At 69.2% G+C, this 26,757-nt stretch carries 28 protein-coding genes; 11 read left to right on the top strand and 17 right to left on the bottom strand.

Going from position 1 to position 26,757, the window contains the following annotated elements:
* The first annotated feature begins 164 nt into the window (after window positions 1–164).
* Window positions 165–884: a TMEM165/GDT1 family protein gene (locus FB390_RS05535; protein WP_141807979.1), complete on the top strand. Its 720-nt coding sequence runs from the start codon at window positions 165–167 to the stop codon at window positions 882–884.
* A gap of 198 nt (window positions 885–1,082) precedes the next feature.
* Here FB390_RS05535 and FB390_RS05530 read toward each other — a convergent pair whose 3' ends face one another.
* A complete protein-coding gene (locus FB390_RS05530; RefSeq protein ID WP_141807978.1) occupies window positions 1,083–1,754 on the bottom strand; it encodes a TetR/AcrR family transcriptional regulator in 672 nt (223 codons plus the stop codon).
* 67 nt (window positions 1,755–1,821) lie between these two features.
* Window positions 1,822–2,700 carry an SDR family NAD(P)-dependent oxidoreductase gene (locus tag FB390_RS05525; RefSeq protein WP_141807977.1) on the bottom strand — a complete coding sequence of 293 codons (879 nt, stop codon included), beginning with the start codon at window positions 2,698–2,700 and terminating at the stop codon, window positions 1,822–1,824.
* A 219-nt stretch (window positions 2,701–2,919) separates the two neighbouring features.
* Here FB390_RS05525 and FB390_RS05520 point away from each other — a divergent pair, with 219 nt between their 5' ends.
* Window positions 2,920–3,687, top strand: a complete 768-nt coding sequence (locus tag FB390_RS05520) for an SDR family NAD(P)-dependent oxidoreductase (RefSeq protein ID WP_141807976.1) — start codon at window positions 2,920–2,922, stop codon at window positions 3,685–3,687.
* 53 nt (window positions 3,688–3,740) lie between these two features.
* On the opposite strand, the gene FB390_RS05515 is transcribed toward FB390_RS05520, so the two are convergent.
* From FB390_RS05515 to FB390_RS05505, 3 genes are all read right to left on the bottom strand, one after another.
* Entirely contained in the window at window positions 3,741–4,559 is an 819-nt protein-coding gene (locus FB390_RS05515; RefSeq protein ID WP_141807975.1) for a class I SAM-dependent methyltransferase, read from the bottom strand.
* Between the two features lie 210 nt (window positions 4,560–4,769).
* Window positions 4,770–5,297, bottom strand: a complete 528-nt coding sequence (locus FB390_RS05510; protein WP_141807974.1) for a peptidase — start codon at window positions 5,295–5,297, stop codon at window positions 4,770–4,772.
* A gap of 339 nt (window positions 5,298–5,636) precedes the next feature.
* Window positions 5,637–6,260 (bottom strand): superoxide dismutase, encoded by a 624-nt coding sequence (locus FB390_RS05505; protein ID WP_067786488.1) that lies wholly within the window; start codon window positions 6,258–6,260, stop codon window positions 5,637–5,639.
* A gap of 193 nt (window positions 6,261–6,453) precedes the next feature.
* Here FB390_RS05505 and msrA point away from each other — a divergent pair, with 193 nt between their 5' ends.
* Complete coding sequence (gene msrA / locus FB390_RS05500; RefSeq protein WP_141807973.1) at window positions 6,454–7,161, top strand: peptide-methionine (S)-S-oxide reductase MsrA; 708 nt, start codon at window positions 6,454–6,456, stop codon at window positions 7,159–7,161.
* A 160-nt stretch (window positions 7,162–7,321) separates the two neighbouring features.
* Here the strand turns inward: msrA and FB390_RS05495 are convergent, their stop codons facing one another.
* Window positions 7,322–7,933, bottom strand: coding sequence for a hypothetical protein (locus FB390_RS05495; RefSeq protein ID WP_141807972.1), 612 nt, complete (start codon window positions 7,931–7,933; stop codon window positions 7,322–7,324).
* A 452-nt stretch (window positions 7,934–8,385) separates the two neighbouring features.
* Between FB390_RS05495 and FB390_RS05490 the strand changes: the two genes are divergently transcribed.
* The 4 genes from FB390_RS05490 (at window position 8,386) to FB390_RS05475 (ending at window position 11,661) form a co-directional block, all read left to right on the top strand.
* Entirely contained in the window at window positions 8,386–8,751 is a 366-nt protein-coding gene (locus tag FB390_RS05490; RefSeq protein ID WP_141807971.1) for a rhodanese-like domain-containing protein, read from the top strand.
* An 88-nt stretch (window positions 8,752–8,839) separates the two neighbouring features.
* Entirely contained in the window at window positions 8,840–9,889 is a 1,050-nt protein-coding gene (locus FB390_RS05485) for a DUF4328 domain-containing protein (RefSeq protein WP_246124238.1), read from the top strand.
* Window positions 9,886–10,653 (top strand): glycerophosphodiester phosphodiesterase, encoded by a 768-nt coding sequence (locus FB390_RS05480; protein ID WP_141807970.1) that lies wholly within the window; start codon window positions 9,886–9,888, stop codon window positions 10,651–10,653. The genes FB390_RS05485 and FB390_RS05480 overlap by 4 nt, the downstream gene beginning before the upstream one ends.
* An 87-nt stretch (window positions 10,654–10,740) precedes the next feature.
* On the top strand, window positions 10,741–11,661 hold the full coding sequence (locus FB390_RS05475; protein ID WP_141807969.1) for a DUF5926 family protein: 921 nt from the start codon (window positions 10,741–10,743) through the stop codon (window positions 11,659–11,661).
* 260 nt (window positions 11,662–11,921) lie between these two features.
* Here FB390_RS05475 and FB390_RS05470 read toward each other — a convergent pair whose 3' ends face one another.
* From FB390_RS05470 to FB390_RS05450, 5 genes are all read right to left on the bottom strand, one after another.
* Window positions 11,922–12,470 (bottom strand): ferritin, encoded by a 549-nt coding sequence (locus tag FB390_RS05470; RefSeq protein WP_141807968.1) that lies wholly within the window; start codon window positions 12,468–12,470, stop codon window positions 11,922–11,924.
* A 70-nt stretch (window positions 12,471–12,540) separates the two neighbouring features.
* Entirely contained in the window at window positions 12,541–13,086 is a 546-nt protein-coding gene (locus tag FB390_RS05465; RefSeq protein WP_141807967.1) for a ferritin, read from the bottom strand.
* A gap of 9 nt (window positions 13,087–13,095) precedes the next feature.
* Window positions 13,096–14,292, bottom strand: coding sequence for an LCP family protein (locus FB390_RS05460; RefSeq protein WP_141811566.1), 1,197 nt, complete (start codon window positions 14,290–14,292; stop codon window positions 13,096–13,098).
* Window positions 14,293–14,790: 498 nt separating this feature from the next.
* Complete coding sequence (locus FB390_RS05455) at window positions 14,791–15,579, bottom strand: CPBP family intramembrane glutamic endopeptidase (RefSeq protein ID WP_141807966.1); 789 nt, start codon at window positions 15,577–15,579, stop codon at window positions 14,791–14,793.
* A gap of 38 nt (window positions 15,580–15,617) precedes the next feature.
* Entirely contained in the window at window positions 15,618–16,379 is a 762-nt protein-coding gene (locus tag FB390_RS05450; protein ID WP_141807965.1) for a DUF2470 domain-containing protein, read from the bottom strand.
* Between the two features lie 155 nt (window positions 16,380–16,534).
* Between FB390_RS05450 and FB390_RS05445 the strand changes: the two genes are divergently transcribed.
* From FB390_RS05445 to FB390_RS05435, 3 genes are all read left to right on the top strand, one after another.
* Complete coding sequence (locus FB390_RS05445; protein WP_141807964.1) at window positions 16,535–16,927, top strand: hypothetical protein; 393 nt, start codon at window positions 16,535–16,537, stop codon at window positions 16,925–16,927.
* A 914-nt stretch (window positions 16,928–17,841) separates the two neighbouring features.
* Complete coding sequence (gene pheA, locus FB390_RS05440) at window positions 17,842–18,756, top strand: prephenate dehydratase (protein ID WP_141807963.1); 915 nt, start codon at window positions 17,842–17,844, stop codon at window positions 18,754–18,756.
* Window positions 18,757–18,761: 5 nt separating this feature from the next.
* Window positions 18,762–19,427: a histidine phosphatase family protein gene (locus FB390_RS05435; RefSeq protein WP_141811564.1), complete on the top strand. Its 666-nt coding sequence runs from the start codon at window positions 18,762–18,764 to the stop codon at window positions 19,425–19,427.
* A gap of 8 nt (window positions 19,428–19,435) precedes the next feature.
* On the opposite strand, the gene FB390_RS05430 is transcribed toward FB390_RS05435, so the two are convergent.
* The 6 genes from FB390_RS05430 to FB390_RS05405 form a co-directional block, all read right to left on the bottom strand.
* Window positions 19,436–20,263, bottom strand: a complete 828-nt coding sequence (locus FB390_RS05430) for an ESX secretion-associated protein EspG (protein WP_185756948.1) — start codon at window positions 20,261–20,263, stop codon at window positions 19,436–19,438.
* On the bottom strand, window positions 20,260–21,414 hold the full coding sequence (locus FB390_RS05425; protein ID WP_141807962.1) for a PPE domain-containing protein: 1,155 nt from the start codon (window positions 21,412–21,414) through the stop codon (window positions 20,260–20,262). The genes FB390_RS05430 and FB390_RS05425 overlap by 4 nt, the downstream gene beginning before the upstream one ends.
* Before the next feature lie 34 nt (window positions 21,415–21,448).
* Window positions 21,449–21,772: a PE domain-containing protein gene (locus FB390_RS05420; RefSeq protein WP_141807961.1), complete on the bottom strand. Its 324-nt coding sequence runs from the start codon at window positions 21,770–21,772 to the stop codon at window positions 21,449–21,451.
* Window positions 21,773–21,963: 191 nt separating this feature from the next.
* Entirely contained in the window at window positions 21,964–22,314 is a 351-nt protein-coding gene (locus FB390_RS05415; RefSeq protein WP_141807960.1) for a metallopeptidase family protein, read from the bottom strand.
* A 13-nt stretch (window positions 22,315–22,327) separates the two neighbouring features.
* Window positions 22,328–23,470, bottom strand: coding sequence for a septum formation family protein (locus FB390_RS05410; RefSeq protein WP_141807959.1), 1,143 nt, complete (start codon window positions 23,468–23,470; stop codon window positions 22,328–22,330).
* 70 nt (window positions 23,471–23,540) lie between these two features.
* Window positions 23,541–25,289, bottom strand: coding sequence for an aldehyde dehydrogenase family protein (locus FB390_RS05405; RefSeq protein WP_141807958.1), 1,749 nt, complete (start codon window positions 25,287–25,289; stop codon window positions 23,541–23,543).
* Between the two features lie 147 nt (window positions 25,290–25,436).
* Here FB390_RS05405 and serS point away from each other — a divergent pair, with 147 nt between their 5' ends.
* Window positions 25,437–26,699: a serine--tRNA ligase gene (gene serS / locus FB390_RS05400; RefSeq protein ID WP_141807957.1), complete on the top strand. Its 1,263-nt coding sequence runs from the start codon at window positions 25,437–25,439 to the stop codon at window positions 26,697–26,699.
* Window positions 26,700–26,757: the final 58 nt, after the last annotated feature.

The raw sequence follows: 26,757 nt of genomic DNA, 5'->3' as shown, positions 1-26,757 counted from the left end.
GTCGACATACTGACCCGCCGCCTCCCCGAGGCTCGGGTCCGGTTGTGTGAACCGGGTTTTCATCCGGTGGGCGAGACCTTCGGCCTGAACAACCATTCGTTGTCGGCCGGAGGCGTACCCAGATCTCCGGCAGGCAGGCCGGAGACCCGGGAGTACGTCACACAATGATCGCCACCATCCTGCTGAGCATCGGCATCGTCTTCCTTGCCGAACTCGGAGACAAGTCCCAGCTCATGGCGCTGACGTTCGCGCTGCGCTATCGCTGGTGGGTGGTGCTCGGCGGCATCGCGACCGCGACCGCCGGCGTGCACCTGATCTCGGTCGCGGTCGGTTACTTCCTCGGCGCGGCCCTGCCCACCCGCGCCATCGCCTTGGTCGCCGCCCTCACCTTCCTCGCGGTCGGCCTGTGGACGTTGCGCGAACACGCCGGCGCTCCCGACGAAGACGACGAGCCGCGACCGCCCCGCTCCACCGCGGCGCCGTTCCTCGTCGTCCTCTCCGCCTTCCTGCTCGCCGAACTCGGCGACCGGACCATGTTCGCCACGGCCGCCCTCGCCACCGACAACAGCTGGTTCGGCGTGTGGCTCGGCTCCACCGTCGGCATGGTGGCCGCCGACGCGCTCGCCATCGCGGTGGGTATCGCGGTGGGCAAGCACCTGCCGGAGCGGCTCATCGGCATCTGCTCGGGGCTGTTGTTCCTCTACTTCGGTAGCACCACCCTGCTCGGCGCGGCGGTTCCGTCGCTGGGTATGTGGGCGAGCGCGGGAATCGCCGCGGTCGTGCCAGTGACGGTGGGCGCTGTGGTCCTGATGCGTCGCGTTCGAACGGCGTCGGTGGTCGAGGTCGAAGGGGTTGTCGCAGAAGGCGCTCAGCGCGGGCGCTGACCTCGACCGCTACCCCCGCCAGGCGCAGGGCCGGGAATCGACGGGAGTCCAGGGTGGCCGGTGCCGCGTCCAGAATGGTCGGCGCGTAACCGACCGAAGGCCCCCTTCATCCCGCCAGACCGACTGGATGTGACCTTCATTCACCCGACCCGAGTGCCCGATGGGCCGACCGAGGGTGACCTTTGGTTGGATTGTGTGTCAAGCGCGGACCTCGTCGGCGATCATCGCCGACCCGTAGAGGTCCCCGCTGCGCCGGACCATGTCGAGTAGCGGCGCGGACAAACCGCGCAGACCGTCCAGGTCGTCGGCCGCGATGCGGGCGGTGACCATCGCGCTGACCGCCGCCGCGAAAGTCTGGCAGGCGAAACGCTGTTGCTCGGTGTGTGCGTGCAGCACCTCGGCGATCAGGGCGACGAAGGAGTCCTGGAGCTGGGCGCGGCGGGCCAGGGCGTCGGAGCCGACCGCGTAGACCTCGACCAGGTAGAGCCGGGCGTAGGCCGGGTCTTCGATCAGGCCCTCGAAGTACGCGTCGAGCAGACGTTCCATGCGGTCGAGATCCGGTCCGCGCGTGACGTTCTCGTCCGCGGGGCCGGATGCCTCCGCGATGCGGGCGACCAACCGCTCCACGGCGCGCTCGTAGGCGGCCGCGAAACAGTCCTCCTTGGAACGGAATTGCTCGTAGAAGGTCTCACGGGAGACACCGGCCACCTTCAGCACGGCCGCGACGGAGGTGCCGACATAACCGGTGACCGCCATGGTCTCCGCCATCGCGTCCAGGATCCGGTCCCGCTGGGACGCGATCACCTGCTCCCGAGGTAAACCGTGCCTGCCCCTTGGGAGTTGGCGGGCGGTGCCTGCGGTGTCGGTCATGCGGTGGCTCCGGGTGTTCGGTGGGGGCAGGTGTTCGGCGGCGGGCGCTGTGACAGCACCGCGCCGATCAGGCGGGCCGCTCCATTCTGCGGGGTCGGGTGGGTTGGTCGGTGGTCAAGGGTGCGTCCTCGGTGCGGGCGATCTCCAGGGCCTCGGCGACTCCGCGGCGCAGCGCGGCGTCCACGACGCGTTGGGCGAGCGGGCGGAACGGCAGCACGACCGCCACCCACCAGGGCGAAACGACCTGGCGGCGGCGCCGGGCGATGGCCCGTTCGGTGGCATCGATGGCGGGGCCGAGCGGTGCGACGCCCGAGACGGTGGCGCGACCGAGAATGGCGCGCGCCGCGGCCGTACCGAAACCGCGGGTGGTCATGTCGGTGTCCAGCTCGGCGAAATAGGCGACGCCGACTTTGGCGCCGGTGTGTCTGATCTCGTTGCGCAGGGTGTGGCCGAGCGCCTCGACGCCCGCCTTCGACGCGCTGTAGGCGCCCGCCAGCGGGAGGTTCACGACACCGGCCAGCGACGAGACGATAAGCGCGTACCCCTGCGGATGACAGATGTGCGGACCGGCGGCGCGCAACGTGTAGTAGACGCCGAGCACGTTCACCGCGAGCGTCTCCTCCATCACCGAAGGATCGCCGCCGATCAGCGCGAGCTGCTTGGCCACTCCGGCATTGGCGACCACCACGTCCAGCCCGCCGAGCTCGCTCGCCAGCGTCCGCACCACCCGCTCCACCTGGGCGGGGTCGCCGATGTCGCAGTATCGCCACGGCGCGTCGCCGCATTCGCGCGCCACTTCGGCCAGCAGCTCGGGTTCCAGTCCGAGCAGCGCGACAGCGGCTCCGTGCGCGTGCAGTTGCCTGGCGAGCGCGGCCCCGATGCCCCGCGCCGCTCCGGTGATCAGCACCTTCCTACCGGCGACCGCTGGGCCGGAGAACAGCTTCATGCGGCGACGATACCACCGATGAACAGCGGTGTTCGCAAATATTTTGCTGCACGCCGGCCACGATCAGGGAGTCGTTCTGTACCCCTCCCGAGTTACACACCGGTCGCAGCTCCTTCTCGCTCCCGCCGTGAGAGGGAGTCGTGCTGTATCTCTCACGGCACACCTACTAGGGTGCAATTGACGAAGGGCCAACTGGCTGTCACGAACGAGAGGACCATCGTGGAGATTTCGGGTTCCGCCGCCATCATCACCGGAGGCGCATCCGGCCTCGGCGCCGCCACCGCCAAGCGTTTCGCCGAGCTGGGCGCCACTGTCTTCGGCCTGGACGTGCCGCAGTCGATCGAGCGCGCCGGTGACAACGTGCCCGCCGGAGTCACCCTCATTCCGGCCGATGTGACCAGCAACGACGAGGTCGCGGCCGCGGTCGCGAAGGTGGTCGAGTCGGGCGCGCCGCTGCGCATCGTGGTCAACTGCGCCGGTGTCGGCTGGGCCGGTCGCATCCTGTCCAAGAACGGCCCGCACGATCTGGAGCTGTTCCGCACCGTCATCACCGTGAACCTGCTCGGCACCTTCAACGTCATGCGCCTGGCCGCCGACGCCATCGCCAAGACCGACCCGGTCGACGAGCACGGCCAGCGCGGCGTCGTCATCAACACCGCCTCGGTCGCCGCTTTCGAGGGCCAGGTCGGCCAGATCGCCTATTCCGCCTCCAAGGGCGGCGTGCACGGCATGACCGTCCCGGCCGCGCGCGACCTGGCGCAGTTCGGCATCCGCGTGAACACCATCGCCCCCGGCATCATCGACACCCCGATGCTGGCCGGCGTCACCGAGGAGTACCGCAAGGGCCTCGAGGCGGGCGTGCCCTTCCCGTCGCGCCTCGGCCGCCCGGACGAGTACGCGCAGCTGTCGCAGTACATCGTCGAGCACGACTACCTGAACGGCGAGACCATCCGCATGGACGGCGCGCTGCGTATGGCGCCGCGGTAATCTCCGCACGAGAGGCCGCCTCCGATTCGGTTCGGGGGCGGCTTTTTTCGTGGTCACGGCAGTGGCTTGTGCCCGATGCCGAGGAACGCCGTGGTGGCCAGCGGTGTGTTCGGACGGTAGTTCTCGACGAGGTAGGCCCGCATCAGCTCGGAACGAGCGGCCCACTCGTCCTCGCCGATCGAGTGCCGCAGCACCGTCATCGGCGCGCTGCCGCGCGACATCTGCTCCCAGAGCCGATCCGCGTCGGGGTAGGACACCGTAGTGGTGTGGCGCTGGATGGACACACCGGCGAACCCCGCGCCGCGCATCTCGGTGGCGAACACCTCCGGATTCTCCAGGCTCAGGAAGTTGGGCTGCGGCTCCTGGACGTTCGGATCGCCCGCCGCCAACGCGCCGAACCGCATGCGCATCAAGGGGGATTCGGCGACCGGCGCCCAGCTCGACACCACCGCGACACCGCCGGGTTTCAGCACCCGGAACATCTCGGCGAAACCCTTGACCCGGTCGGGGAAGAACATCAGGCCGAACATCGAGAAGGCCGCGTCGAATCGATCGTCCTCGAACGGCAGCTGCTGACCGTCGCCGACGCGCACGTCGATGTTGGTCAGCCCGGCGGCCCGCGCGGCGTCGCTGAGCCGTTCGAGCATGTGTTCGGCGAAATCCACGGCCTGCACGCGGCGGACCCGGGCGGCGGCGGGCAGGCTCAGCGTTCCCGGCCCCGCCGCGACGTCGATGATGTGCGCGTCGGCGGGCAGGTCGGCCAGTTCGAGGGCGCGGTCGGAGAAGGGCGCCATGATCGCGAGCGCGGATTCGGCGTAGCCGTCGGCGACCAGATCCCACGGTTCGGCGGCGGCGAGGGGATTACCGGACATGTCTTCCACGATCCTTTCGACCGTCACAGGCTAACTGTGTAGCCCCCTCGCAAACCACCGACTCGCGCGAATGTCGCTGTGCGCGTGTGTGTTCGCGCGCGGTTCAGCGGGAAGTGGCGCCGTCGGCATCCGCTGCGCAGCGCGCGTTCGGCCGAGGGCGATCGCAACCGTAATGGCGCCGCGGCCACTCACGCGGCGCCAACGGCGCGTTCAAGCGGCGAGCAGCATCGCGAGCACGGCGGTGTCCGGATCGCAGATCGGATCGAGGCCGACCCGGCTGACCAGCGAGGTGACGGTGCCGTCGGATTCCGCCTCGGCCCAGGCCGCGCGGTGTTCGAGGCCGAGGTGCGGCACGCCGGGCAGCAACACGCAGCCGGACGCCGCGCCCGCGCATTCCGGCAGCGACGGCCGGGTCTCCGAGGGCGGGTGCAGCATGAGCAGCGCGGGCGGCACATGGTCGGCGAACCGGCCCGGCTCCAGCGCCTCCTCGCCGAGCACCGTGCCCTCGGCCAGCACCAGCCCGACCGTGCCCGGCTCCGGATCGTCCGGCAGATCCTCGCGGACGCCGAAGACGGTCGAGGTGGCGAGCAGGCCAGGCAGGCTGGCCACCCGCACCGCGAGCACGAGTACCTGCGCCCACTCCTTGGTGGTGTCCGGCCAGCGGCCGGAGATGACGAACCCGCGCAGCGATCCGCGCGAGTGGAACGGCGTTACGCCGATCGGCCCGTTGGTCCGCATCGTGCCTCCCGAGATGGAACCGGGGGCGGCCTTGCCCGTCCTCGAACTATTGGATTCAGAGGATGACTCACGGATCATCTGGCACACAAGTACCAATGAGTGCTAATCGGACGCTGGACAGCGAAAAGCCCGCCGGGCGATCCATCTACCCGGCGGGCCAACTCTGGCTCCGGCTCGCCGCCCGCGCACTCCCAGGCACGCCGGGGCGAGTCTTACGAGCCCGTTCGGGGCCGTCTCGCTTCCGAGCGGTCGAAGCGCATGCGACGCAGTCGCGAGTCTCGACCGCTCGGAAGCGAGACATAAAGGCCCCGAACACGCGCGCGCCAGCGCGCCGACAACTCAGCCGAAGATCAGGCCTTTGCCCTGGCTGACGGCGCGGGCGAAGCGCTCCTGCACGTCCTCCCAGTTGACGACGTTCCAGAACGCGGTCACGTAGTCGGCCTTGACGTTCTTGTACTGCAGGTAGAAGGCGTGCTCCCACATGTCGACCTGCAGCAGCGGGATGATGCCCAGCGGGACGTTGGCCTGCTGGTCGTAGAGCTGGAAGGTGAGCAGCTTCTGGCCGAGGGTGTCGTAGCCGAGCACCGCCCAGCCGGAGCCCTGCAGGCCGTTGGCGGCCGCGGTGAACTGCGCGCGGAACTTGTCGAACGAACCGAACTGGTCGTCGATCGCGGCGGCCAGCTCGCCGACCGGCTTGTCGCCACCGTTCGGGGAAAGGTTCTTCCACCAGATGGAGTGGTTCACGTGGCCACCGAGGTGGAACGCGAGGTTCTTCTCGTAGAGGAAGATCGCGCCGTGATCGCCGGACTCACGAGCCGCCTCGAGCTTCTCGAGTGCGGTGTTCGCGCCCGCGACGTAGGCCGCGTGGTGCTTGGAATGATGCAGCTCGTTGATCTGCCCGGAGATGTGGGGCTCCAGGGCGCTGTAGTCGTAATCCAGATCTGGCAGCGTGTACTCAGCCACGATGTCCCTTTCTCAGTTGTCGGGCTGTGGCGCCCGGATCGAGCGCTTCCAACCATCATTCGTACACCCGCTCGGTTCCAACCGGGCCGTGTGCCCCCACATTCCATCGGAGATCGGACGATCACGCAGGGGTTGGTCTCGGTGTGAACGGAAGGGGAATTCGACCGCGAGCATTCGTGAGTAGCATCGAACCATGTCGTTCTTCGACGAACTGGTCGGACGGATCCGTCTCCCGGAGCCGGTGATGGTGGCGCCGGAACAGGCGCTCCCCGGCCGGGAGGAACCAATTCTGGTGCCGGATACCCACTTCGTGAACGGACATCCCATCCGTCCGCCCTTCCCGGAGGGCATGCGGGTGGCGGTCGTCGGTATGGGTTGTTTCTGGGGTGCGGAGAAGGGCTTCTGGGAACTCGACGGCGTCTACACGACCGCGGTCGGTTACGCCGGTGGCTTCACGCCGAACCCCACCTACGAGGAGGTGTGCAGCGGCCGCACCGGCCACACCGAGGCGGTGCTCGTCGTCTTCGATCCGGCGGTGCTCGGGTACGCGAACGTGTTGCGGCACTTCTGGGAAGAACACGATCCGACCCAGGGCATGCGCCAGGGCAACGATCGCGGAACGCAGTATCGGTCGGCGATCTTCACGCTGGACGACGAACAGGCCGAGCTGGCCAGGAGTACCGCGGAGAGCTACGGAAAGCGGCTGGCGGAGGCGGGATACGGGTCGATCACCACCGAGATCGCACCGCTGCCGACACCGCGCGCGGGTGGGCCGGGGCTGAATCTGTCCGGGTTCTACTACGCCGAGGGGTACCACCAGCAGTATCTGGCGAAGAATCCCGGCGGTTACTGTCCCGTGCACGCCACCGGGGTGAGCTGTCCCGTGGGGCTCGGGGCCTGAAAGTCCTTGCGCGGCGGAGCCTCCAGCCGCGCTCGGCGGACGCTCCAGCTGCGGCAGTTCCCTGTGGTGAAGCTCGGTGGTGGAGGGACCTTTGCGGACGTTTGCGCGTAAACGCCGCGCACCCGGTGTGATCGGATGCGCGGCGGCCGCGGAAGTCTCGTTACAGCGGCGGAACGATGCCGGGGCGGATGGTGCGCGGATCGCCCGCGTCGTGCGCCTTCCACCAGCGGACGCCGCCCGCGATGAAGTCGGCGGGCGCGATCTCCTTGCCCTTGGCGTCGTGCACCGTGAGGCTGTCGAACCACACCCGGACGTCGAGTTCGCGCGGGTCGATGCCCTCCTCCTGGGAGAACTCGAGCACGTGCGACGGGGTGTGGTCGTCGATCTTGGTGTCGAAGCTGAGCAGTTCGCGCCACAGCGTCCAACCGCTGTCGTCGACATCGATGAATTCCCAGCCGTGCAGGCGGCCGCCGCCGAAGCTGCGGATGGCCTCGTCGAGGCCGTCGAGCTGCAACGGAAGGATTTCCGCTTCGATGTCGTCCCAGCGCTGGACGCGCAGCGACGCCGCGACCCGGCTGACGCCGGTGAAGTTCAGGCGGACCTGATGATCCTGCGGCGCCGCCCCGTCGGCGGGCAGCGTCAGCACGGTCAGATCGAGTCGTAGCGTCGCCGCCTCGGTATCGACCTCGAGCCCGAGGCAGGCCGCCTCCGAGATCGCGGTGTTGAAACCGTTGGAGTCCAATCCGTCGAGTAGCCCCCTGCTCACGTTCATGGCCCCAGGCTACCCACAGCACCAGCTGGAACCCGGTATTTCATTTTTTCGCTAGTGTTCTCGTTTTTTCTGGAACCGAATCGTTCGCCGCGCCGTCCAAGTAAGTGTCGGGACCCGCTCGGCCGCGGTTCCGAGGCGGCGGCGAACGACCGCTCCGGGATGGACAAGGAGGGGAGTCCCGGATCGGGTGTTCGTGACGCGCTTCGCTGCGGATCAGCCGAACCGGGCCGCGTGGGTCCCGATCCCGTCTCGACAAGGTGAAACCGATTCGCGTGACGTTTGCCTATAGCCGCGGCCTGTGAGTGTCCCGGATGGCGATAGGTACCGCCTGTGGATCAGCTTGTGGATTATGTGGATAACTCCCGAGGCGAGGCCGAGTCCGTCCCGAACCCGCGTGTGACCGCGACGCGGGCGACGGCACGCACGTGCGCCGATCATGGCAGGATCGAGTCGTGACGAGCTCCGAGATCCCGTCGGTGCCGGTGGAAGACCTGCCCGGCGAATTCGACCACAGCGAGCGACCGGACCAGGTCCGGGCCATCCTGCTCGACGTGCGCGAGGACGACGAGTGGCAGCTCGGGCACGCCCCCGGCGCGATCCACATCCCGATGGTCGACGTGCCCGCCCGCATCGACGAGCTGGACTACGACGCCGACGTCTATGTCGTGTGCAGGCAGGGCGGCCGGTCGATCGAAGTGGCGAAATACCTGGCCTACGTCGGTTTCGAGGCCGTGCAAGTCAGCGGTGGCATGGTGGCCTGGCAGAAGTCGGGTCGCCCGCTGGTCGGCGAGAGCGACCAACCGGCGAAGATCTACTGACGAAAGAGCGAGGTGCCCAGGCAATGAGCGTCAGGAGCGGCTGCCCGCGCGACCACGCCGGGCGAGCGAAGGACACGCTGTGAGTACCATGCTGCAGCCCTGTGCGCGCTGCGGCGCGCGATGGGCCGTGCACGGGACCCCGATGCACTGGTGCCCGCGCTGCCACGGCGTGCTGCTCTCTCCGGGGCCCCTCGACGCTCCCGCCGAACGGCGCAATTACCGCTGGGTCGCGCGCCGCCCCGACCAGCGGAACGGCAGACCTGTCACGACGGCGGTTCGCAAGCCCGCCGCGCCGACCCCGCGCTATGCGCAGATTCCGCGCTGGGGGCTGCGCGACGAACCGGCGGTCGCGGCTGCCGCGACCCCGCGCCGGCGCACCGCCGTGCTGGCGGGCTGGGTCACGCCGCTGCTGCTCGTCACCGCGGGGATGTTCGCGCTCGCCGCGGTCGGCGAGCTGGTGCGCTACGTCGTCCTGCTGGTCAACCGGACCCGCCTCATCGACCCGTGGGCGCTGCGCTTCTCGGACTGGCTGGTCACGGGGGCATCGCTGCTCGCGCTGGCCTTCGCGCTCGGCAGCGGCGTCGCCCTGCTCGGCTGGCTCGTCGAGACCCGCCGCGCGGTGTTCGCGAAGGCGGGCCGCAGCGATCCCCGTTCCGCTCCGGCGCTCGTCCTCGGCTGCCTGATCCCGGTGGTGAATCTGGTCTGGCCGGGTGTGTTCCTCACCGAGATCGCGGCCGAACGCAGCGACCCCAGGGCCGTGCGCGCGATTCGGATCTGGTGGTGCGCTTGGGTTTTCGGCGGACTGATGGCCGCCGCCGCACTGTTCTGGCGGACCGCGGATTCGTTGCAGGTCAAGGCGGACGGCGTGCTGTTCACGGCGTGGACCGACGCGGTCGCCGCGGCGGTGACCGTGCTGACGCTCTGGATGCTGCGGCTGCTCGACGGCCGCGACCTGTTCGGGCGGCTCCGGTTGGCGCGCCGCTGGGTGGTCGCCGTCGATCCGCCGGTGCCGGTCATCGAGCCGGTGCACCCCGCCCGCGCCGAGGCGACGGCCCGGGATGCGGCCGACGCCGAGATCACCGAGGATCGGGATACCGACAGCGGTGCCGTTCAGCACGAGGAGGTCATGGCCAAGTGAGCCAGAGCAGTCGCGCACCGTTCGTCGTCGCGCACCGGGGCGCTTCGGCGGCGCGTCCCGAGCACACGCTCGCCGCGTACGAACTCGCGCTCCAGGAGGGCGCGGACGGCGTGGAGTGCGACGTCCGGCTGACCAGGGACGGACATCTGGTCTGCGTGCACGACCGCACGGTCGACCGCACCTCCTCGGGTTCCGGGCTGGTCAGCGAGATGACGCTGGACGAGTTGCGCTCGCTCGATTTCGGCGGCGACGGCCAGCCTGCCTCGGTGCTCACCCTCAGCGAACTCATCGAGCTGGTGCTCGACTGGCGCAGCAGGCCGACCAAGCTGTTCATCGAGACCAAGCACCCGGTCCGCTACGGCGCGTTGGTGGAGAACAAGCTGCTCGCCGAGCTCCAGCGTTTCGGCATCGCCACGCCCGCCTCGGCGGATCACTCGCGCGCGGTCGTCATGTCGTTCGCCGCGACCGCGGTGTGGCGGATCCGTCGCGCGGCGCCGCTGCTGCCCACGGTGCTGCTCGGCGAGTCCTCGCGTTACCTCGGCGGCGGCGCCGCGACCACCGTCGGCGCCACGGCCGTCGGGCCGTCGGTGAAGACGTTGCGCGAGCATCCGGATCTGGTGGACAGGGCCGCCGCGGCGGGTCGCGCCACCTACTGCTGGACCGTGGACGATCCCAAGGACGTGCGGCTGTGCGCCGACCTCGGCGTCAGCTGGGTCGCGACCAACCACCCCGGCCGGACCAAGACACTGCTCGCCGCCGCGTAACCCGCGGCGCACGGCTCCGCGATTCCTCGCGTTCCGCGCCGTGGCGCATTGCGGCGACGGTCACAGCACCCTGTAGTTTGAGCCCTCGTGGGTAAGAGCAAGCGCAACAGTCCGAAGCCCGGAGGGAACCGGGCGCAGCGTCTCGCCGAGCGCAAGGCGGCGCAGGAGCAGGCGGCCAATGCCGTCACCCGGCCGTTCGAAGGCTTGGCCGCGGAATGCGATCTGGTCGCACTGCGGGAGTTCGTGCCGTCGGCGACCGCGACGCTGAAGTTGTCGCCCGAGGTGGCCGCCGAGCGTTCGGTCGTGCTCGCCACGGTGCTGCCCGGCGCGGTGGCCGCGCTGGTCCGTGCCGGCGACGAGCCGACCGGTTACGTCGGCACCCAGGTGCAGTTCCAGGGCGCCGACCCGGCCGCCGATATCGCCGCCGCGATCCTGTGGACCCAGTCCGCCGAGCCCGGCGACTCGCTGACGTCCGTCGAGAGCGTCGCGGGCGGTCCGCGCCTGGCCGACGTCATCGATCCGGGCGCCGACCTGGAACTCACCGTGCACCAAGACTTCGACTGGTGGGTGCCGGAGGGCGTGACGCCCGATCCGCAGGTCGCCGCGACCATCGAGCAGGCCAAGCAGGCGATCATGCCGTCGGCGCGGCTGGAGCTCGGCGGCGATGCCGTCGGCGCGGCCTGGTGGGTCGACGCGGGCGAGAAGGCGCATGTGCGCTGGGTGCGCCCGGAGAACGAGGACGACCTGATGCTGGCGCTGGCCCGGCTGCACGCCTCGGGCGGGCTGCACATGGGCGAGGGCTCGCGCTTCGCGGGCTCGTTCCGCACGCATGGGCTGCTGGTGCCGGTGTTCGACCTGGACCCGGAGCGCCACCCGAGCGAGTGGACGGAGCCGGCCGCCGAGTTCGGCGTCCGCCTGCTCGATGCGCTGGCCGCGGACACGCCGCTGACCGCCGACGAGCGCCGCTCGCGCGATGGTCTGCGCTCACGTCAGGTGACCCTGCGCTGACTCCGGAAATTTCCCGGAGCAATTTTGTGAAAAACCCTTCTTTCAGACCTGTCGCGGGATAAGTTCTCACCATCACCGTTACTGGTGATGGTGCGAATTACCGCACCGCACTGATGAGGAAAGTAGGGAACACCATGGAAGCCATTCTTGCGCTGCTCACGACGCTGCTCAGCTCGTTGAGTGCCAGCTGAGGCAACCATCTCGGTCCGAACAGGCCCAGCTCGTCGCGAAGAGCTGGGCCTGTACGCCGAAAGACCTTTTTAGATGTGGCCGCCCGCTGTCGAGGGCGCGCCCGAAGCATCGGCAGGGGAACTCATCTCCCGCGCGATGAAATTCTCCAGGTCGAACAGGTTCGAGCCCGCGCGGTCGGCGATGTTGAGCAAGGTCGTCATATTCGCGACCTCCTCGACCTGTTCCTTCAGGAACCACTGCATGAACTGCTCGCCGAGGTAATCGCCCTCTTCGCGCGCCGTGCTCGCCAACCGGATGATCTGGTCGGTGACGGTCTTCTCCTGGTTGAGGGCCAGGGCGATCGGTTCACGAACATCATCGAAATGCGACTTCGCCGGATCGATGCCGGAAAGCTCGATGCTGATATCCCGGTCGAGGAAGTACTGCACGATCATCATCGCGTGATTGCGTTCTTCCACGGCCTGCGCGTAGAACCGCTTGGCCAGCTGCGGCAGATCCGCATTGTCGAACCACACCGCGATCGCGATGTATTGGTGTTCGGCATTGAATTCGTGCCGGATCTGGTCGTGGAGCAGGCTGTGGAATTTGCTGCGTGGGGATTCCGGATGGCTGGACATGACGCCACATTATCGCTGGTCAGGGCGCGTGTCATCCAAGTGCACCCTTATTGAGGCTAGTGTTGCCTAATTAAATGTTTGCTGCGCCAGCCATTTTCGGCGCCGAAATGTCCGCCTTTGCGGGAGCGCGTACCTCGCGCGCCACGAACTGCTCGACGTCGAACAGGTTGCCCTCCCGGTCGAGCACCGTCAGCAGCGTCGTCATCCGGGCGACGTTGTCCAGCTGCGCTTTCAGGAACCACTGGGTGAATCGCTCGCCGAGGTAGTCGCCGCTGTCTCGCGCTGCCTTCGCGAGCGCGGTGACCTGCGCGGTGCAGCCGCGCTCCGCCTCGAGCAGGAAAGCGATTGCGGCGCGCGGGGATTCGAAGTCGGAGCGGATCGAGTCCAGGCCACCGACCCGGATCTCCAGATCCCGGTCGAGCAGATGCTGCACCATGCGCAGCGCGTGCCCGCGGTGCTCCTCCGAGCGGGCATAGCAATGTCGGGCCAACTGCGGGAGCCGGTGCGCGTCGAAGTAGACCGCGCCGGCGAGATACTGCTGCGCGACGGTGAATCCGTGCCGGATCTGATCGCGCAGCAAGGCCGGAAAGGGCGGGGCGCCATCGGTGTCGGACATACTCCGACGCTACCGCGTGATCAGCTCCTCCGGGATCGATCTGTCGTCCGCGAGCGCCTCGAAGAACGCGCCCGCCTTCGTCTTGTCCCACAGCAGCACGTTGCCGATGCCGGAGACGTCGTCGAAACCGCCGACCGGCACCGTGGTCGCGACCGTCTCGCCGCGCATCGCCCAGCCGAGGCGGCCGAGGTCCCAGATGTGATCGCCCTCGTCGACCTTCAGCGAGCGCGCCGTGTCGCCCGCCAGCGGCCAGAGCTTGAACGGGTTGGCCAGTGTCGCGCCGCTGGTCGCCTTCTGCAGCAGCGCGGCCATGAAGAGGCGCTGGTTGTTCATCCGGTCGATGTCGGCCAGCGCGGTCGCCCTGGACCGCACGAAGCCGAGCGCGTCGGGTCCGTTCAGCTTCTGGCAGCCCGCCTCCAGGTCGATCCCGGCGAGCGGGTCGTCGATGGGCTTGGGCACGCAGACGTCGATGCCGCCCAGCGTGTCGACGATGCCCGCGAAACCGGCGAAGCCGATCTGGGCGTAGTGGTCGATGCGCAGGCCGGTCGCGATCTCCACGGTCTGCACGAGCAGCTGCGGCCCGCCGATCGCGAACGCGGCGTTGAGTTTGTCCTTGCCGTGGCCCGGGATGCCGACGTAGGAGTCGCGCGGCAGGCTGACCAGCGTGGCCGGGCCCGACTTCGGGATGTGCACCAGCATGATCGTGTCGGTGCGCTCCGGCCCGACCTCACCGCCGGTGGCCAGCTCCTGCTCCTGTTCGGGGGAGAGGCCGCCGCGACCGTCGGAGCCCACGAGCAGCCAGTTGGTGCCGGGGGTGTTGCCGACCCGGTCGGTGTATCCGGCCAAGGCATCGATGCGGGTCAGCTTGCCGTCCAGATTGATCAGCGCTGCGACCGAGCCGACGACCAACAGCAGCAGAAACACCAGGAACCAGCGGAACGGACGCCGCTTGCGGCGCGGGCGCGGGGCGCGACCGGCGCGCGGCGGCGCGGCAGGAGGGGGCGGTGGCGGGGTGCTGCGGCGTCCGCGCGGGCTCGGGGCGTGGGTGCGCGGCGGAACGGGGTCGTGGAACGGCTCCGGTTGTTGCGTCGGCGCGTACTCGGGTTCGGCTTTGCGCATTCGCGGGGGTGCTTCGTGCGATTCCTGGGGGACCTGGGAATAGGCGAGGGGCTGGGCGTTGGGGTCGGCGCCGTCGCGGCGGAGGATCTTGGTCGTCCGTTCGATTCGGCCTCGGCCGGGTCGACCGTGCGGAGGGCGACCGTGTTGGGCGGCCGGGTCGCCGTGCGGCGGGGCAGCGCCGTAGCCCGCGGCGGCCCGGCCCGAGCGCGGGACGTCGCCTCGACCATGCGGTGGCGGGACGGGGGTGCGGTCGTGCGGCGGTGCGGCGTGGCCGGGCCGTGCGGTGTGGCCCGGAGGGGGATTGCCACCCTGTGGCGGTTGTGCGGAGCGGCGCTGTGGCGGCGGAACGGCATCGCGCGGCGGGTTGGCACCCCGGCCGTGTTGCGGGGGCGGGACGGCGCCTCGGGGCGGGGGCGGTACGGCGGCGCCGCCCGGTTGGGGTGGTCGCGGCACGCCGGGGCGGCCCTGCGGCGGCGGCACCCGGCGCGTCCGCGCATCGCGGGGGTCGTCGCCGTTCATCACACTGACTCTACTGATCGGGGGCGGCACTGGTTTCTCCGATAATCACCCGGCAGCGTGATTCCGTTACGGCAGCCAGTAAACGCGTCCGCGCAGCGCCGTGTAGCCGATGTAGGCGACCGCGTCGATGGTCGCGTGCGCCAGGATCAGCGGCCACAGCCGGTTGGTGCGCTGCCAGTAGCGGCCGAAGATCAAGCCCATCACCAGGTTTCCGAGACCGCCGCCGAGCCCTTGGTAAAGGTGATAGCTGCCACGTAACAGCGCCGAGGCGACCAGCGCGGAATTCTCCGTCCAGCCGAGTCTGCGCAGCCGCGTGATGAGGTAAGCGACCACGAGGATCTCCTCGGCGAACGAATTCGCGAAGGCGGACAGGATCAGCACGGGCAGCCGCCACCAGTGCTCGTCCAGCGAACTCGGCACGATCGTCACGCTGAACCCCATCGCGTGCGCGACCAGATACAGCCCGAGCCCGGGCAGCCCGATGATCGCGGCCAGCACCAGCCCCGGCAACCCGTCCGCTTTCGGACGGAACCGCGCGAGCCCGATCAACCGCGGCCCGATCCCGCTGCGCCACAACAGATACAGACCCAGCGCCGCCCACCCGGCCAGCCGCAACACCCCGAGCAACTGGAACAGCAGATCGATCAGCGAGTGGTCGGAGCGCGAGGCGTTCAGCGCGACCGTCCGCCCGCCGACGCCGCCCGGTCCGAGCGCACTGTCCACCAGCGAGAGCGCCGCGCTGACCCCGCTCAACCCGAAGGTGACGGTCAGCACGATCGCGATCTCGATCCGGATCCCGAGACGCTCCCGGTCGGTCAACTCGGATTCGCCGGGGGCATCCGACTCAGCACGCATGCGTCGAATCTAGCGGCGGGTTCGCGCCGAGGCCGCGGTCACATGCGGCGGATGCCGTTGAGGAAGGGGCAACCCGCCAGGGTGCGGACGGCGCGGCTGAGGGATTCGACGTCGTTGGCCGGAGCGCTGAAGGGGAGGCGGAAGTCGTGGTCGCCGTCGTGACCTTCGATGCGCAGGGTGACGCCGTAGCGGTCGATGGCGAGCGGGTGCACGGTGCCGGTCTGCAGGCGCGGCGGCAGGTGGCGCGCGAGCTGGGCGATGACGTCGGCGTGGTCGGCGTCCATATGCTGCAACCAGGCCGACTCCATCGTGCAGAACGGGTCCGGCTGGGCGAGCCGCAGTTCCTCGACACAAACCGATTCGGCGCCGGTGGAGTCGGCCATGACGGCGCTGTTGATCACCAGCCGCAGCAGCGTCGAGGTGTGCCCGACGTCCAGCAGCGCGGGGTCCGGGTTGTCCTTGGCTACTTCGCCCGCCAGCACGCGCTGGGCCTGCGCGGGCACGGCGCGCACGGTACCGCGCAGCCACACCAGGGCGCGGACCGGCTCGCGCAGCGGCAGCGGCGCGTGATCGGTGAGTTCGAGCACCGCCGCCGCGCCGCCGGGCCCGGAGTTACCGGTCAGCACCGCGGCGAGCGAGCCGTTCGGCACCGCGACCACCACATCCCCGCACTGTCGCAGGTGATGCACCGACGTCGGGGTCGGATCGATACCCGGCAGCGCGAGAACCGCCTGCTCCGCGTGGGCGCACGCGCTGCGCACCCGCTCGGCGGTGGTAGGCGCGACGGTCGGATTCGGCATGCGGACCTCCGTGGTGATGGCGGCGGCGTCAATTAGGTAATCCTAAGCTAAGTGAGCCGCCCTCGATCCGCAAGCGTTACCTTCCAGCTGATTCCAGAATCTGGGCCCGCTACGGTGATGTCGTGGGAGATGCGACACCGACGGCAGGGAACGGCATGAGTGAACCGGTGCTGGTCACGCTGTCCACCCCTGCCCGCCGCAGCCTGGTCGACGGGCTCGTCCGCCCCGTTGGCTCCGTTCCCGATGCCCCGACCCTGGACGCCGACGCTCCCGACTCCGAGATCGCCGACTTCCTTGCTGCCATCGCGCACTCCGATACCGGATTCGTCGCGCGCACGGACGATGGTGAGCGCGCCGTCGCCATCGTTGCCGCGACCGCGGCGGCGTTGTGCGGTGAGGACATTCGGGATGCGCTGGTTCGGCCCGACATCGCGTTCTTGACGGGGTTGAAACCGCCTGCGGTGGAGGCGGTTCGAGAGGTTCTGCTCGCTGTGGAGACCGCTGAGCCGGAGCGGGTTCGTAATGCGTTGGGAGTGCTTGCTCCCTAAGTCGTTGCCCGCTTCGGGGCGTAGGTGTTCGGTGGGCTGTTTCCCAAGTTGGCTTCGAGATGCGCCTGGCTTTGTTTGGCGTTGGGTTCGGTTTGTTATGGGTGTTGCGTTGGGGTGACCGTTTCCGGTGTTGGGGGTGCCCAAGGGGGTGCGCCTACCAGTGTTTTCGTCCAATGTTGCGGGTTTTCGAAGGGTGTGCCTACCCAGGTTTTCCTCGGAGCAGTGCTGGGCGCGTCGGGTGCCGTACCCGGCTTACCTCCCGCAGTCAGGTGGGTGGGCTCGGCTTCCGGCGTGGTCATCTGGCTGTGGTTGCGTCTAGAGAGTTCATTCGAAGAGAGGTCTTGGCGGGTCGAGCTGAGGAGGGCTGTTGGCCTGTCAAGGGCCCAACCACCATTTGACTACCGTCGATAGAGAAATGGATCCGACGGTAGTCATATGGTGGCTGTTCAAGATCAACTAGCAACCATTTGACTACCGTCGATTTTCGGGGCTTTGCAGTGGGCTGCCCCGGACCGGCGAACCCGCGCCCAAAGCAACCCAACTACGAACTCGCACGTCCCCTCGAAAATCACCAGCTACTCACCACGAAGAACGCAACCACAGCCAGATGACCCCGCCGGGAGCTGTGCCTACGCCCCACGACTGCGGGAGGTAAGCCGGGTACGGCTCCCAACGTGCCCAGCACCGTTCGAGGAAAACCTGGGTAGGAGCGCGTGAACTCGCAGGTAAACCCTAGGAACAACGTCCACCAACGCACCCCACCCGCCGACTGGACGCCGAACCGCGAAACCAGCACCACGACCTGACGCCCGACAGCACCACAACCACTCCCCAGAATCCACCGACCAACCTGAGCAAGGACGCACCCCCACGAACCGGTTTGCTGTCTCCCCACCGCTTGTAATGTCGTAGGGGTGCCGCGCATCGCGTATTTCGGACCGTCCGGAACCTTCACCGAGATGGCCCTCGCCAAGCTCGAGTCCTCGGCGGTCTTCGACGGACCCGTCGAGCGAGTCGCCGCGCCCAGCCAGGGCGCCGCACTCGATCTGATCCGGTCCGGCGACGTCGATGGCGCGGTCGTGCCGATCGAGAGTTCCGTGGAGGGTTCGATCTCGGCGACGCTGGATTCGCTGGCCATCGGGCCGCGCTTGCAGATTGTCGCGGAGACGGAGCTGGAGGTCAGCTTCACCATCCTGGCCAGGCCGGGCACCGAGTTGTCCGACGTGCGGACGCTGGCCGCGTACCCGGTGGCCGCCGCTCAGGTGCGGATGTGGATCGCGCGACGCTTGGCCGACGCGGAGATCTACACCTCGGCTTCCAATGCCGCCGCCGCCGAGGACGTCGCGGCCGGGCGCGCCGACGCGGCCGTCTCCACCGCGCTGGCGGGGGAGCGGCTCGGGCTGATCGCACTGGCTTCCGGGGTGGCCGACAACGAGCAGGCGATCACCCGCTTCGTGCTGGTCACCAGGCCGCGGGTGGCCCCGGCGCCGACCGGCGCCGACCGCACCTCGATCGTGCTGGAGCTGGCGAACGAGCCCGGCTCGCTGATGCGCGCGTTCGCCGAGTTCGCGACGCGCGGCATCGACCTGACGAGGATCGAATCCCGGCCCACCCGAACGGGAATGGGCACCTACCGGTTCTATCTCGACTGCGTCGGGCATATCGATGACACCGCGGTGGCCGAGGCGCTCAAGGCGCTGCACCGCACGGCCCGGATCCGCTTCCTCGGTTCCTGGCCCGCGACTTCGGCGACCGGGACGCCGCCGCCGTCCGACGAGGCGGCCGCGGAGTGGCTGACTCAGTTACGAAAGGGGGTGGCGGACTTATGAACGAGATCGCGGGCAAGCTGATCCTGGTCCGGCACGGGGAGACCGAAGGCAACGTCGCCAAGATTCTCGACACCAGGGTGCCCGGGCTGCCGTTGACCGAACGCGGTGCGGCCCAAGCGAAAACGTTCGGTTCGAACCTGCTCGCGCCGCCGCGCGCACTGCTCTCCTCGGCCGCGTTGCGCGCCAGGCAGACGGCGAGCTACATCGAAGCGGCGACCGGCGTCGCGGCTGACATCCTCGACGACGTGCACGAGGTCCAGGTCGGCGAACTGGAAGGGCTGAACGATCCCGACGCGCACCGGACCTTCCAGCGCATCTACCGCGCCTGGCACGAGGGTGATCTGACCGAGCGGGTGCCCGGCGGCGAATCCGGCGAGGACGTCCTCGCGCGATTCCTCCCGGTCGTCGAAACCCTGCGCACGTCCTTCCTGCTGCCGGAGGCGGGCGGCGGTGACGTGCTGCTGGTCAACCACGGCGCGGCGATGCGACTGGTCGCGCGCACGCTCAGCGGAGTGGCGCCGCCGTTCACCACCAACAACCACCTCGACAACACCGAGACCATCGAGCTGGTCCCGCGCCCCGACGGCGGCTGGGACTGCATCCGCTGGGGCCGCTTCGTCCCGCCCTTCGACTACGAGGTCTCACCCACCGCCGACGACCCGATGGGCTGAGCTCACCGCTACTTCGCCGCCCGCTGCGGGAAATCCTCCCGCTCCGGCAGCGAATTCATCAGATCCAGCAACGCCGTCCGCAGCCGCGCCGTCGTACCGGAACTGATCGACGACCACTTCGTCCCGTCGTCGGCGACGCTGGCCGTGATCAGGAACCGTCCGTTGCGCGTGTTGAAGATCGCGATGTGGTTGTCCGAGATGTCCCTGGTCCCGTCGCCGTACGCCACACCGGAAATCTGCGCGTGCGAATGGATTTCGACCAGCGCCGAGGCCAGCGTCTGCGCGTCGCGGTTCGGGTTGCACACCTTCGCCAACCGGTTGGCCGTCGCCGCGGCGTCGCCGGTCTCGTTGAAGATCGGTGCGAGCAGCTCGGTCTCGGCGTTCATGCTCTCCAGCTCGAGCGGCTCGGCCGGGCCGAGCGCCGCGACGATCGGTCCCGGCAGATCCTCTTCCACCTCGTCGATGACGTAGGACTCCGGCCCGCGGAGGGCGACGACCACCATGTCGTCACCCTTCGCGAGACACAACCGGCTGACCTGCCCCTCGACGTTCCACCGCAGCGCGAGCACCCAGTGCGGCCGGTACAGCGTCCGCAATCGGTCCTCGAGTTCCCGGTGGACGATCCCGTCGATCAGGAAGTCCCGCTCCGTGAGCGACTGGGCGGCCACGTCCATCGCGGCGTCGTGGTCGGTCTGGTTGTCGTAGCGACCCATCGCTTGCAGCACGACGGGAAGCTCGTCGAACTCCAGTTTCTCCAGGAGGAACTGCATTTCGTCGAGCGACAACGTGACGCCCCCGAGCATCGACGGGCCGCGGCCCGCACCCAGAATCGTCACTTAGCCGTCCCGGCAGGGTCGGCGCCGATGACGCCATCGGCGGAGAAACGACCGTCGGTGAAGTGATCGCCACGCAGGTAGTCGGCGCCCTTGTGCTCGGACTCGTCGTCCTCGGCGCTGCGCGTGCTCCCGAGCAGCGGGCTGCCCGCCGGGTTGGTGGCGGCCGGACGGACCGGCGCGGCATCGACCCGGGCGACGACCTCGGCCACCGGAGCCGCGGCGGGCGCGTTGGTCGGCAGACCCGAACCCCAGCCCTCCGGAAGCTTCAGCGAGCCGTTGTTCAGGTTGACGCTCGGTCCGAAGGTCGCCGAGCGGGTCGAGGCGGTGGTCGCCGCGGCGCCCGCCATGCCGCCCGCCATCATCGTCATCGGCGCGGCCGGCGCGACGCTCGGCGCGCCCGCGCTGGTGACCGCCGCGATCGCGTTGGCGCCGATGTTGCCGACGGTGCTCACGCCACCGGTGGCGACGGTGCCCGCCACGTTGGCCACCTGGGTCGCGGCACTGGCCACCGCCGGGTTGTTCACCACCGAGACGGCGGTCGCGATGGCCGACTGCACCGGGTCACCCTGGAAGGTGGCCTCGGCCGAGCCGGGGTCCGCGGTGCCCGCGCCGTTGGCGATCGGCGGCGGGTTGTAGAACTCGCCGGGGGTGGTGACGGTCGCCGTGGTCGCCGCCTCGTAGGTCTCCATGACCAGCGCGGCGCGGATGTCCATCGCGTGCTTGGCCAGTTCGGCCGCCTCCCACGCGCCCGACACCGCGCCCGCGGGGTTCGCGGAGACGAAGACGGCGGTGTTGGTGGCGACGATCTCGGGCGGGCTCGGCATCGTCAGTGCCGCGACGGTGTAGGCGGTGGCGTTCGCCGCGGCCTTCGCTCCCATCGAGGCGGCCATCACGCCCTGCTGCTCCGCCCAGCCGGTGAATCCGACCAGCCGGGACAGCGCGGCGATGCCGTTGACACCCTGCATGCCGACGCCCAGCTCGGCCATCACGCGGGTGACGGTCGCGGTCGCGTCCACCCAGGCCGCGGTGAGCCCGCCCCACGCCGTGGCGGCGGCCGAGATCGGTACGGCGTGCGCGCCCGAGTGGAGCAGCGCGGAATTCACTTCGGCCATGCGGGGCAGCCAGAACACCCCGGTGATACCTGCGGTCATGCTTGTTTCTCCCCTTGTGTTTCGATGTCCGCGATCAGGCGCCGATGGTGCCCGCGACGCCGTGCATCACGCCCGCCTTGACGACGTCCTCGGCGACGTGGGTGGCGAGTTGCATGCGCAGGACGGCGGCGGCATGGTGCAGCTCGAGGATGCCCTGGGCGACGGAGCCGTCGTGCGTCGCGGCGGCCTTGTTGAAGTGGTGGGCGGCGAGCAGCGAGACCTCGTCGGCGCCGGACGGGAGGACGTGCGTCGCCGGGGCGGTGACCGCCGCGGCGGCGGCCAATCGTTCGGCCAGCAAGTCCAGCTCGGCAGCGGCGGCGAGGATGATCTCGGGCGAGATCGAAACGTGGCCAACCATTACTCGACTCCTTCTAGTGGCGGCTATGGGGCGGAACCACGAGAATTCCCCCTACGAGTGATAGGACGCGACAGCCACGCGATCGGTTCCATCGAATCCCCTACTTCTTTGCGATCTTGCCAGCCGTCCGCGCTCCCCTGCGCACCGTGTCCGTCCGAATGACGCGGCTCGCACCGACGACTTGGTAAAGACTAGCCCCATCCCAGCTGATGCAGGCGGTCTTCGTCAATGCCGAAATAGTGTGCGATCTCGTGGATCACAGTGATCGCGACTTCTTCGACGACCTCTTCCTCGTCGGCGCAGATCTCCAGAATCGCGTCGCGATAGATGGTCACCGTGTCGGGCAGCGCGCCGCCGTACTGACTGTCCCGCTCCGTCAACGCGATTCCGTGATAGAGCCCGAGCAAATGCGGGTCTTCCATATTGCGCGGTTCGATCAGCACGACCACATTGTCGATGGCGCGCGCGAGCTCGGCCGGGATCAGATCCAGTGCGTCGGAGACCAGTTCCTCGAACCGGTCCTCGGACATGAAGACCGCCATGCGTGTACGCGCCCTACCGCGGCCGTGGCTGCGGGGGCAGCGGCGCGGCGCCGGGCAGCGGCGCGGGCGTGGAGCGACCCGAATTCGGCGGCGGCACAGGGGCTTGGCCGTTGATCAGGATCTCGCCCTTGGCCGAACCGGTGATGGGCGCGAAACCCTCGCGGTCGGTGCCCTTGCCGATCATGCAGTCCAGTTTGCGGCTGCCCGCGAGCCAACTGCGCGCGTCGACGTAGTCGAAGAACAGCGTCAGCGTCTTGTCGCGAATCGCCTCGGGGGAGCCGAGGTAATCGGTGGCCGCGTTGGCGCACTGCTCCTCGACGTACTTGTCCTGCTCCTCCTTGGCGGGCGGACCGCCGGTGAAATGCGCGCCCAGATCGACGGTCGCGACGATCTCCACCGCGTGCGCCTGCGCGCAGTCCACCGGATCGGTCGGCAGATTCTGATTGATGCCGAGGCAGGTGCCCGCCTGGAAGACCCTGGACTGGTCGTGTTCCACCGCGCTGCCCTGCGACGGCAGCGGCGTTCCGGTGCTGCCGGAGAACTGAAGACCGCAGCGCAGGGTGCGGTCGCCGTTCCTCCAGCCCTCCGGGCTCGGGTACATCAGGCCGACGACGTAGCGACCGCGCGGGTCGAATTTCCCGTTCATGTACTGCTGTACCGCGGGCACGCAGTGCTCTTCCTTGAGCTCGGTGAGCCGCAGCGAGTCCGGGAAGCGCGAGCCGGGCCCGAATTCCACGCCCGGGTATCTGCTCATGTCGATGTCGGCGGCGACCTCGAACAGATGCCTGCTGCCGCAGGACACCTTCACCAGGTCGCTGCGGTCGGGTTTGGTCCAGCTCAGGCAGTCGCCCTTGGCCGCGGTGCCGAACTCCTTGTCCAGCACGGTGTGCCCCGGCGCGCCGGGGTTGTGCGCTTCCAGGCCTGTCTCGTTCTCGAAGCCGGTCACGAACAGCGTGACCAAGGCCGCGGTGACGGCGCCCGCCGCGACGGCGAGCAGGCCCCAGCGCAGCGTCGGCGCCGACAGGTGCAGCCCGCCGCCGTCGGTCAGCGCTCGGCGCGCGGACGCCAGGGATCGAGGGAACGAACCCGAGCGCGCCGATACACCCGCCGGCGACTTCTCGGGCTGCGGAGTCTGGGACACATCATCGGAGGACATCGCGGTCCATCATGGCAGCGTCTGCCCTCGGGTGCCACGACCTGGCCGAATCCGCGCGCCTTGGTCATGTCTAGCCGCGGAACGCGGAAAGGAACAATCCGGGCAGCCGCGCCGGATTCCGGTCGGTGTAGAACTCGGTGAGCTTGCGGCCGGTCGTGGCGGCGGTGCTGTTGTCGACGAACCACGGCGGTTTGGGCGAGAGCGCGAGTTCGCCGCCGAGCAGCGAGCGCGGCGCGGGCCGGAACGGTCCGCGCACCACGGTGCGTTCGACGTCGTCGAGCAGGAAAGCGTTGTGCACCACGCCGATTCCGCTCTGCACGTCGTCGACGGTGTGGCCGGGGAAGGCGCCCCAGCTCGCGCGCGGCGACAGGAAGGCGAGGCCGGTCCACGCGTTCACCGCGACGGTCCCGTAGCGAAGACGTTCCACCGCGCGGTCGAAGGCGATGCCGAGCCTGCCGATCGTCCCCGGATCGGCGAGCACGTTGGCGCCGAGCGTTCCGGTCAGCTCGGCGTTGGCGAAATCGACCGCGGCCTGGAGGAATTCGCCGCCGCGCCCGGGCAGTTCGACCACGCCGAGCACCGGCGAGAAGTACTCGGTGCGCAGCAGGGGCGTTTCGGCCGACGGCAGGCCGTCGATCAGCACCCGGCCCTGGCCGAGCCGCTCCGCCGTCGGATAGGAGGCGAGCGCGTCGGCGACGCGGGTGTCGCTGCCGGGGTAGTAGGCCGTCCGCTGCGGCGCCAGTTCGAGCGCCATGCGCAGTTCGTCGAGGAAGCGATCCTTCTGCGGCCAGTCCGCGCCGAGCACGACCGCCTGCGCCGCCACGCAGTTGTAGCCGCCGTTGTGCAGCCGCTGGGTCGCGATGTGCTGGGCCTGGTAGCTCAGGTCGGCGTCGGACCAGTCGCCGGGGACCACGATGGTCGGGGAGACGCCGCCGAGCTCGCTGGTGATCGGCTTGTTCAGCAGTGGTGTGCCCGCGCGCCGGTTCGCCTCGCCCTCGGCTCCGCGTCCCCAGACGATCGCGTCGTGGGTGTCGGCGCTTCCGGTCATGTGCACGTGCGCGACATCGGGATGGCGTACCAGGTAGCCGCCCGCCTCCGCGCCGCCGACCAGGATCCGCAGCACGCCGAGCTCGATGAGCGGCGCGAAGATCATCTCGAACACCGTGAACAGCGGATCGGTGATCGGGTTGAGCTTGAGCGCCACGACGCGGTTGTGCGCGTACAGCTCGTAGAGCGTGTCCAGCGGCGGGATCGAGGTGATGTTGCCCGCGCCGAGCACCGCGCCGACGCCGCCAGTCGCGGCGGGATCGAGCTGACCGAGTCCGGCCTGACGGCGGGCCGTCGCGGCGTCCACCCCCGGTCGCAGCCAGACCTCGCCGCGGAAGCCGCTGAGCAGCAGCCGGTCGTAGAAATCGAGGGGCAGGATCGGCACCGCGACCCGGTCGCCGGGCGCGGTGGTCAGCCGGACGCCGTCCAGCGGACTGCGCCCGGCCTCCAGTTTCGCCAGGGTGGCCGAGAGGGCGGCGGTGGCCTGCAAGAGCGTCAGGGGGCCGGACATCCACTCCTCGCCCACCAGCGGCGAGTCCGCGTCCAGGTCCTTGACGGTGCGAGCGGCCCGCACCCAGTCGCCGGCGAAGCGGCCGGTGCGTTTGTGGATCTCGTCGAGCAGTTCCCTGCGCTTGCGCAGCGGGGTGGCCGCCCATGTCTTCTCGCCCGCGGCCAGGTCGGCGAGGGCGTTGTCGATGGTCGTCTCGTCGAAAGTCGTGCCCACAAGCCAACTATGCGCGCGCCGCGCCCCGAGCGGCCCGGAACAGGACATATCGGCGCAAACAGGTCGATCGAGCGCGCCGGTCGGAGTCCATCGGCGGTCGGAGCGGAAGGCCGGGCTACGCCGATCGGACCCGCTGAACCCACAGACCGATATCGGGGTGAAGCGCCCGGGGTCCGCCGACTAGGCTGATAGCCCATGATCGACCTCCGACTCCTGCGGGAAGACCCCGACGTGGTGCGCGCCTCGCAGCGCGCCCGCGGCGAAGACCCCGCCCTCGTCGACGCCCTCCTGGAGGCGGACGCCGCGCGCCGCGCCGCGGTCGCCACCGCCGACAACCTGCGCGCCGAGCACAAGGCGATGGGCAAGCTGGTCGGCAAGGCGTCCAAGGAAGAGCGCCCCACCCTGCTGTCGCAGGCGCAGGAGATGTCGGTGAAGGTCAAGGAGGCCGAGGCGGCCCAGCACGCCGCCGACGCCGACCTGGACGCCGCGCACCGCGCGATCTCGAACGTCGTGCAGGACGGCGCGCCCGCGGGCGGCGAGGACGACTACATCGTCCTCGAAACCGTCGGCACGCCGCGCGAATTCGATTTCGAGCCGAAGGACCACCTGGAGCTCGGCGAGTCGCTCGGCCTGATCGACATGGAGCGCGGCGCCAAGGTGTCGGGCGCCCGGTTCTACTTCCTCACCGGTTACGGCGCGCTGCTGCAACTGGGCCTGCTCCAGCTAGCCGCGCAGAAGGCCGTCGCCAACGGCTTCAGCATGATGATCCCCCCGGTGCTGGTGCGCCCGGAGATCATGGCGGGCACCGGCTTCCTCGGCCAGCATTCGGCCGAGGTCTACCACCTGGCCGACGACGACCTGTACCTGGTCGGCACCTCCGAAGTGCCGCTGGCCGGCTACCACTCGGGCGAGATCCTCGATCTGAGCGGCGGCCCCAAGCGGTACGCGGGCTGGTCGTCGTGCTTCCGCCGCGAGGCGGGCAGCTACGGCAAGGACACCCGCGGCATCATCCGGGTGCACCAGTTCGACAAGGTCGAGATGTTCGTCTACACCACGCCGGATCAGGCCGACGCCGAGCACCGCCGCCTGCTGGACTGGGAGCGCGAGATGCTCGCCGCCATCGAGGTGCCCTACCGCATCATCGATGTCGCCGCGGGCGATCTCGGCAGCTCGGCCGCGCGCAAGTTCGACTGCGAGGGCTGGGTGCCCAGCCAGCGGACCTACCGCGAGCTCACCTCGACCTCCAACTGCACCACCTTCCAGGCCCGTCGCCTCGCCGTGCGCTACCGCGACGAGAACGGAAAGCCGCAGATCGCAGCCACTTTGAACGGAACGCTGGCGACCACGCGCTGGATCGTCGCGATGCTGGAGAACCACCAGCAGGCCGACGGTTCGGTCCGGGTGCCCGAGGCGCTGGTGCCGTTCGTCGGTACCGAGGTGCTGCGCCCGGCGGGCTGACCACGGGCAATAGCCACTGGTTCGCCATACCGGATTCCGGGGATGTGGCAACCAGTGA

It is taken from the genome of Nocardia bhagyanarayanae, assembly GCF_006716565.1.
Lineage (GTDB): Bacteria > Actinomycetota > Actinomycetes > Mycobacteriales > Mycobacteriaceae > Nocardia > Nocardia bhagyanarayanae.
Note: the sequence above shows the minus strand (reverse complement) of the source record. Positions and strands in the feature narration are given on the sequence as shown.

Excerpts from the sequence above, each read along its gene's own strand:
- FB390_RS05535 (WP_141807979.1), top strand. The coding sequence starts at position 165 with ATGATCGCCACCATCCTGCTGAGCATCGGCATCGTCTTCCTTGCCGAA.
- FB390_RS05530 (WP_141807978.1), bottom strand. The coding sequence starts at position 1,754 with ATGACCGACACCGCAGGCACCGCCCGCCAACTCCCAAGGGGCAGGCAC.
- FB390_RS05525 (WP_141807977.1), bottom strand. The coding sequence starts at position 2,700 with ATGAAGCTGTTCTCCGGCCCAGCGGTCGCCGGTAGGAAGGTGCTGATC.
- FB390_RS05515 (WP_141807975.1), bottom strand. The coding sequence starts at position 4,559 with ATGTCCGGTAATCCCCTCGCCGCCGCCGAACCGTGGGATCTGGTCGCC.
- FB390_RS05510 (WP_141807974.1), bottom strand. The coding sequence starts at position 5,297 with ATGCGGACCAACGGGCCGATCGGCGTAACGCCGTTCCACTCGCGCGGA.
- msrA (WP_141807973.1), top strand. The coding sequence starts at position 6,454 with ATGTCGTTCTTCGACGAACTGGTCGGACGGATCCGTCTCCCGGAGCCG.
- FB390_RS05495 (WP_141807972.1), bottom strand. The coding sequence starts at position 7,933 with ATGAACGTGAGCAGGGGGCTACTCGACGGATTGGACTCCAACGGTTTC.
- FB390_RS05485 (WP_246124238.1), top strand. The coding sequence starts at position 8,840 with ATGCTGCAGCCCTGTGCGCGCTGCGGCGCGCGATGGGCCGTGCACGGG.
- FB390_RS05470 (WP_141807968.1), bottom strand. The coding sequence starts at position 12,470 with ATGTCCAGCCATCCGGAATCCCCACGCAGCAAATTCCACAGCCTGCTC.
- FB390_RS05465 (WP_141807967.1), bottom strand. The coding sequence starts at position 13,086 with ATGTCCGACACCGATGGCGCCCCGCCCTTTCCGGCCTTGCTGCGCGAT.
- FB390_RS05455 (WP_141807966.1), bottom strand. The coding sequence starts at position 15,579 with ATGCGTGCTGAGTCGGATGCCCCCGGCGAATCCGAGTTGACCGACCGG.
- FB390_RS05450 (WP_141807965.1), bottom strand. The coding sequence starts at position 16,379 with ATGCCGAATCCGACCGTCGCGCCTACCACCGCCGAGCGGGTGCGCAGC.
- FB390_RS05445 (WP_141807964.1), top strand. The coding sequence starts at position 16,535 with ATGAGTGAACCGGTGCTGGTCACGCTGTCCACCCCTGCCCGCCGCAGC.
- FB390_RS05425 (WP_141807962.1), bottom strand. The coding sequence starts at position 21,414 with ATGACCGCAGGTATCACCGGGGTGTTCTGGCTGCCCCGCATGGCCGAA.
- FB390_RS05420 (WP_141807961.1), bottom strand. The coding sequence starts at position 21,772 with ATGGTTGGCCACGTTTCGATCTCGCCCGAGATCATCCTCGCCGCCGCT.
- FB390_RS05415 (WP_141807960.1), bottom strand. The coding sequence starts at position 22,314 with ATGGCGGTCTTCATGTCCGAGGACCGGTTCGAGGAACTGGTCTCCGAC.
- FB390_RS05410 (WP_141807959.1), bottom strand. The coding sequence starts at position 23,470 with ATGTCCTCCGATGATGTGTCCCAGACTCCGCAGCCCGAGAAGTCGCCG.
- FB390_RS05405 (WP_141807958.1), bottom strand. The coding sequence starts at position 25,289 with ATGTCCTGTTCCGGGCCGCTCGGGGCGCGGCGCGCGCATAGTTGGCTT.
- serS (WP_141807957.1), top strand. The coding sequence starts at position 25,437 with ATGATCGACCTCCGACTCCTGCGGGAAGACCCCGACGTGGTGCGCGCC.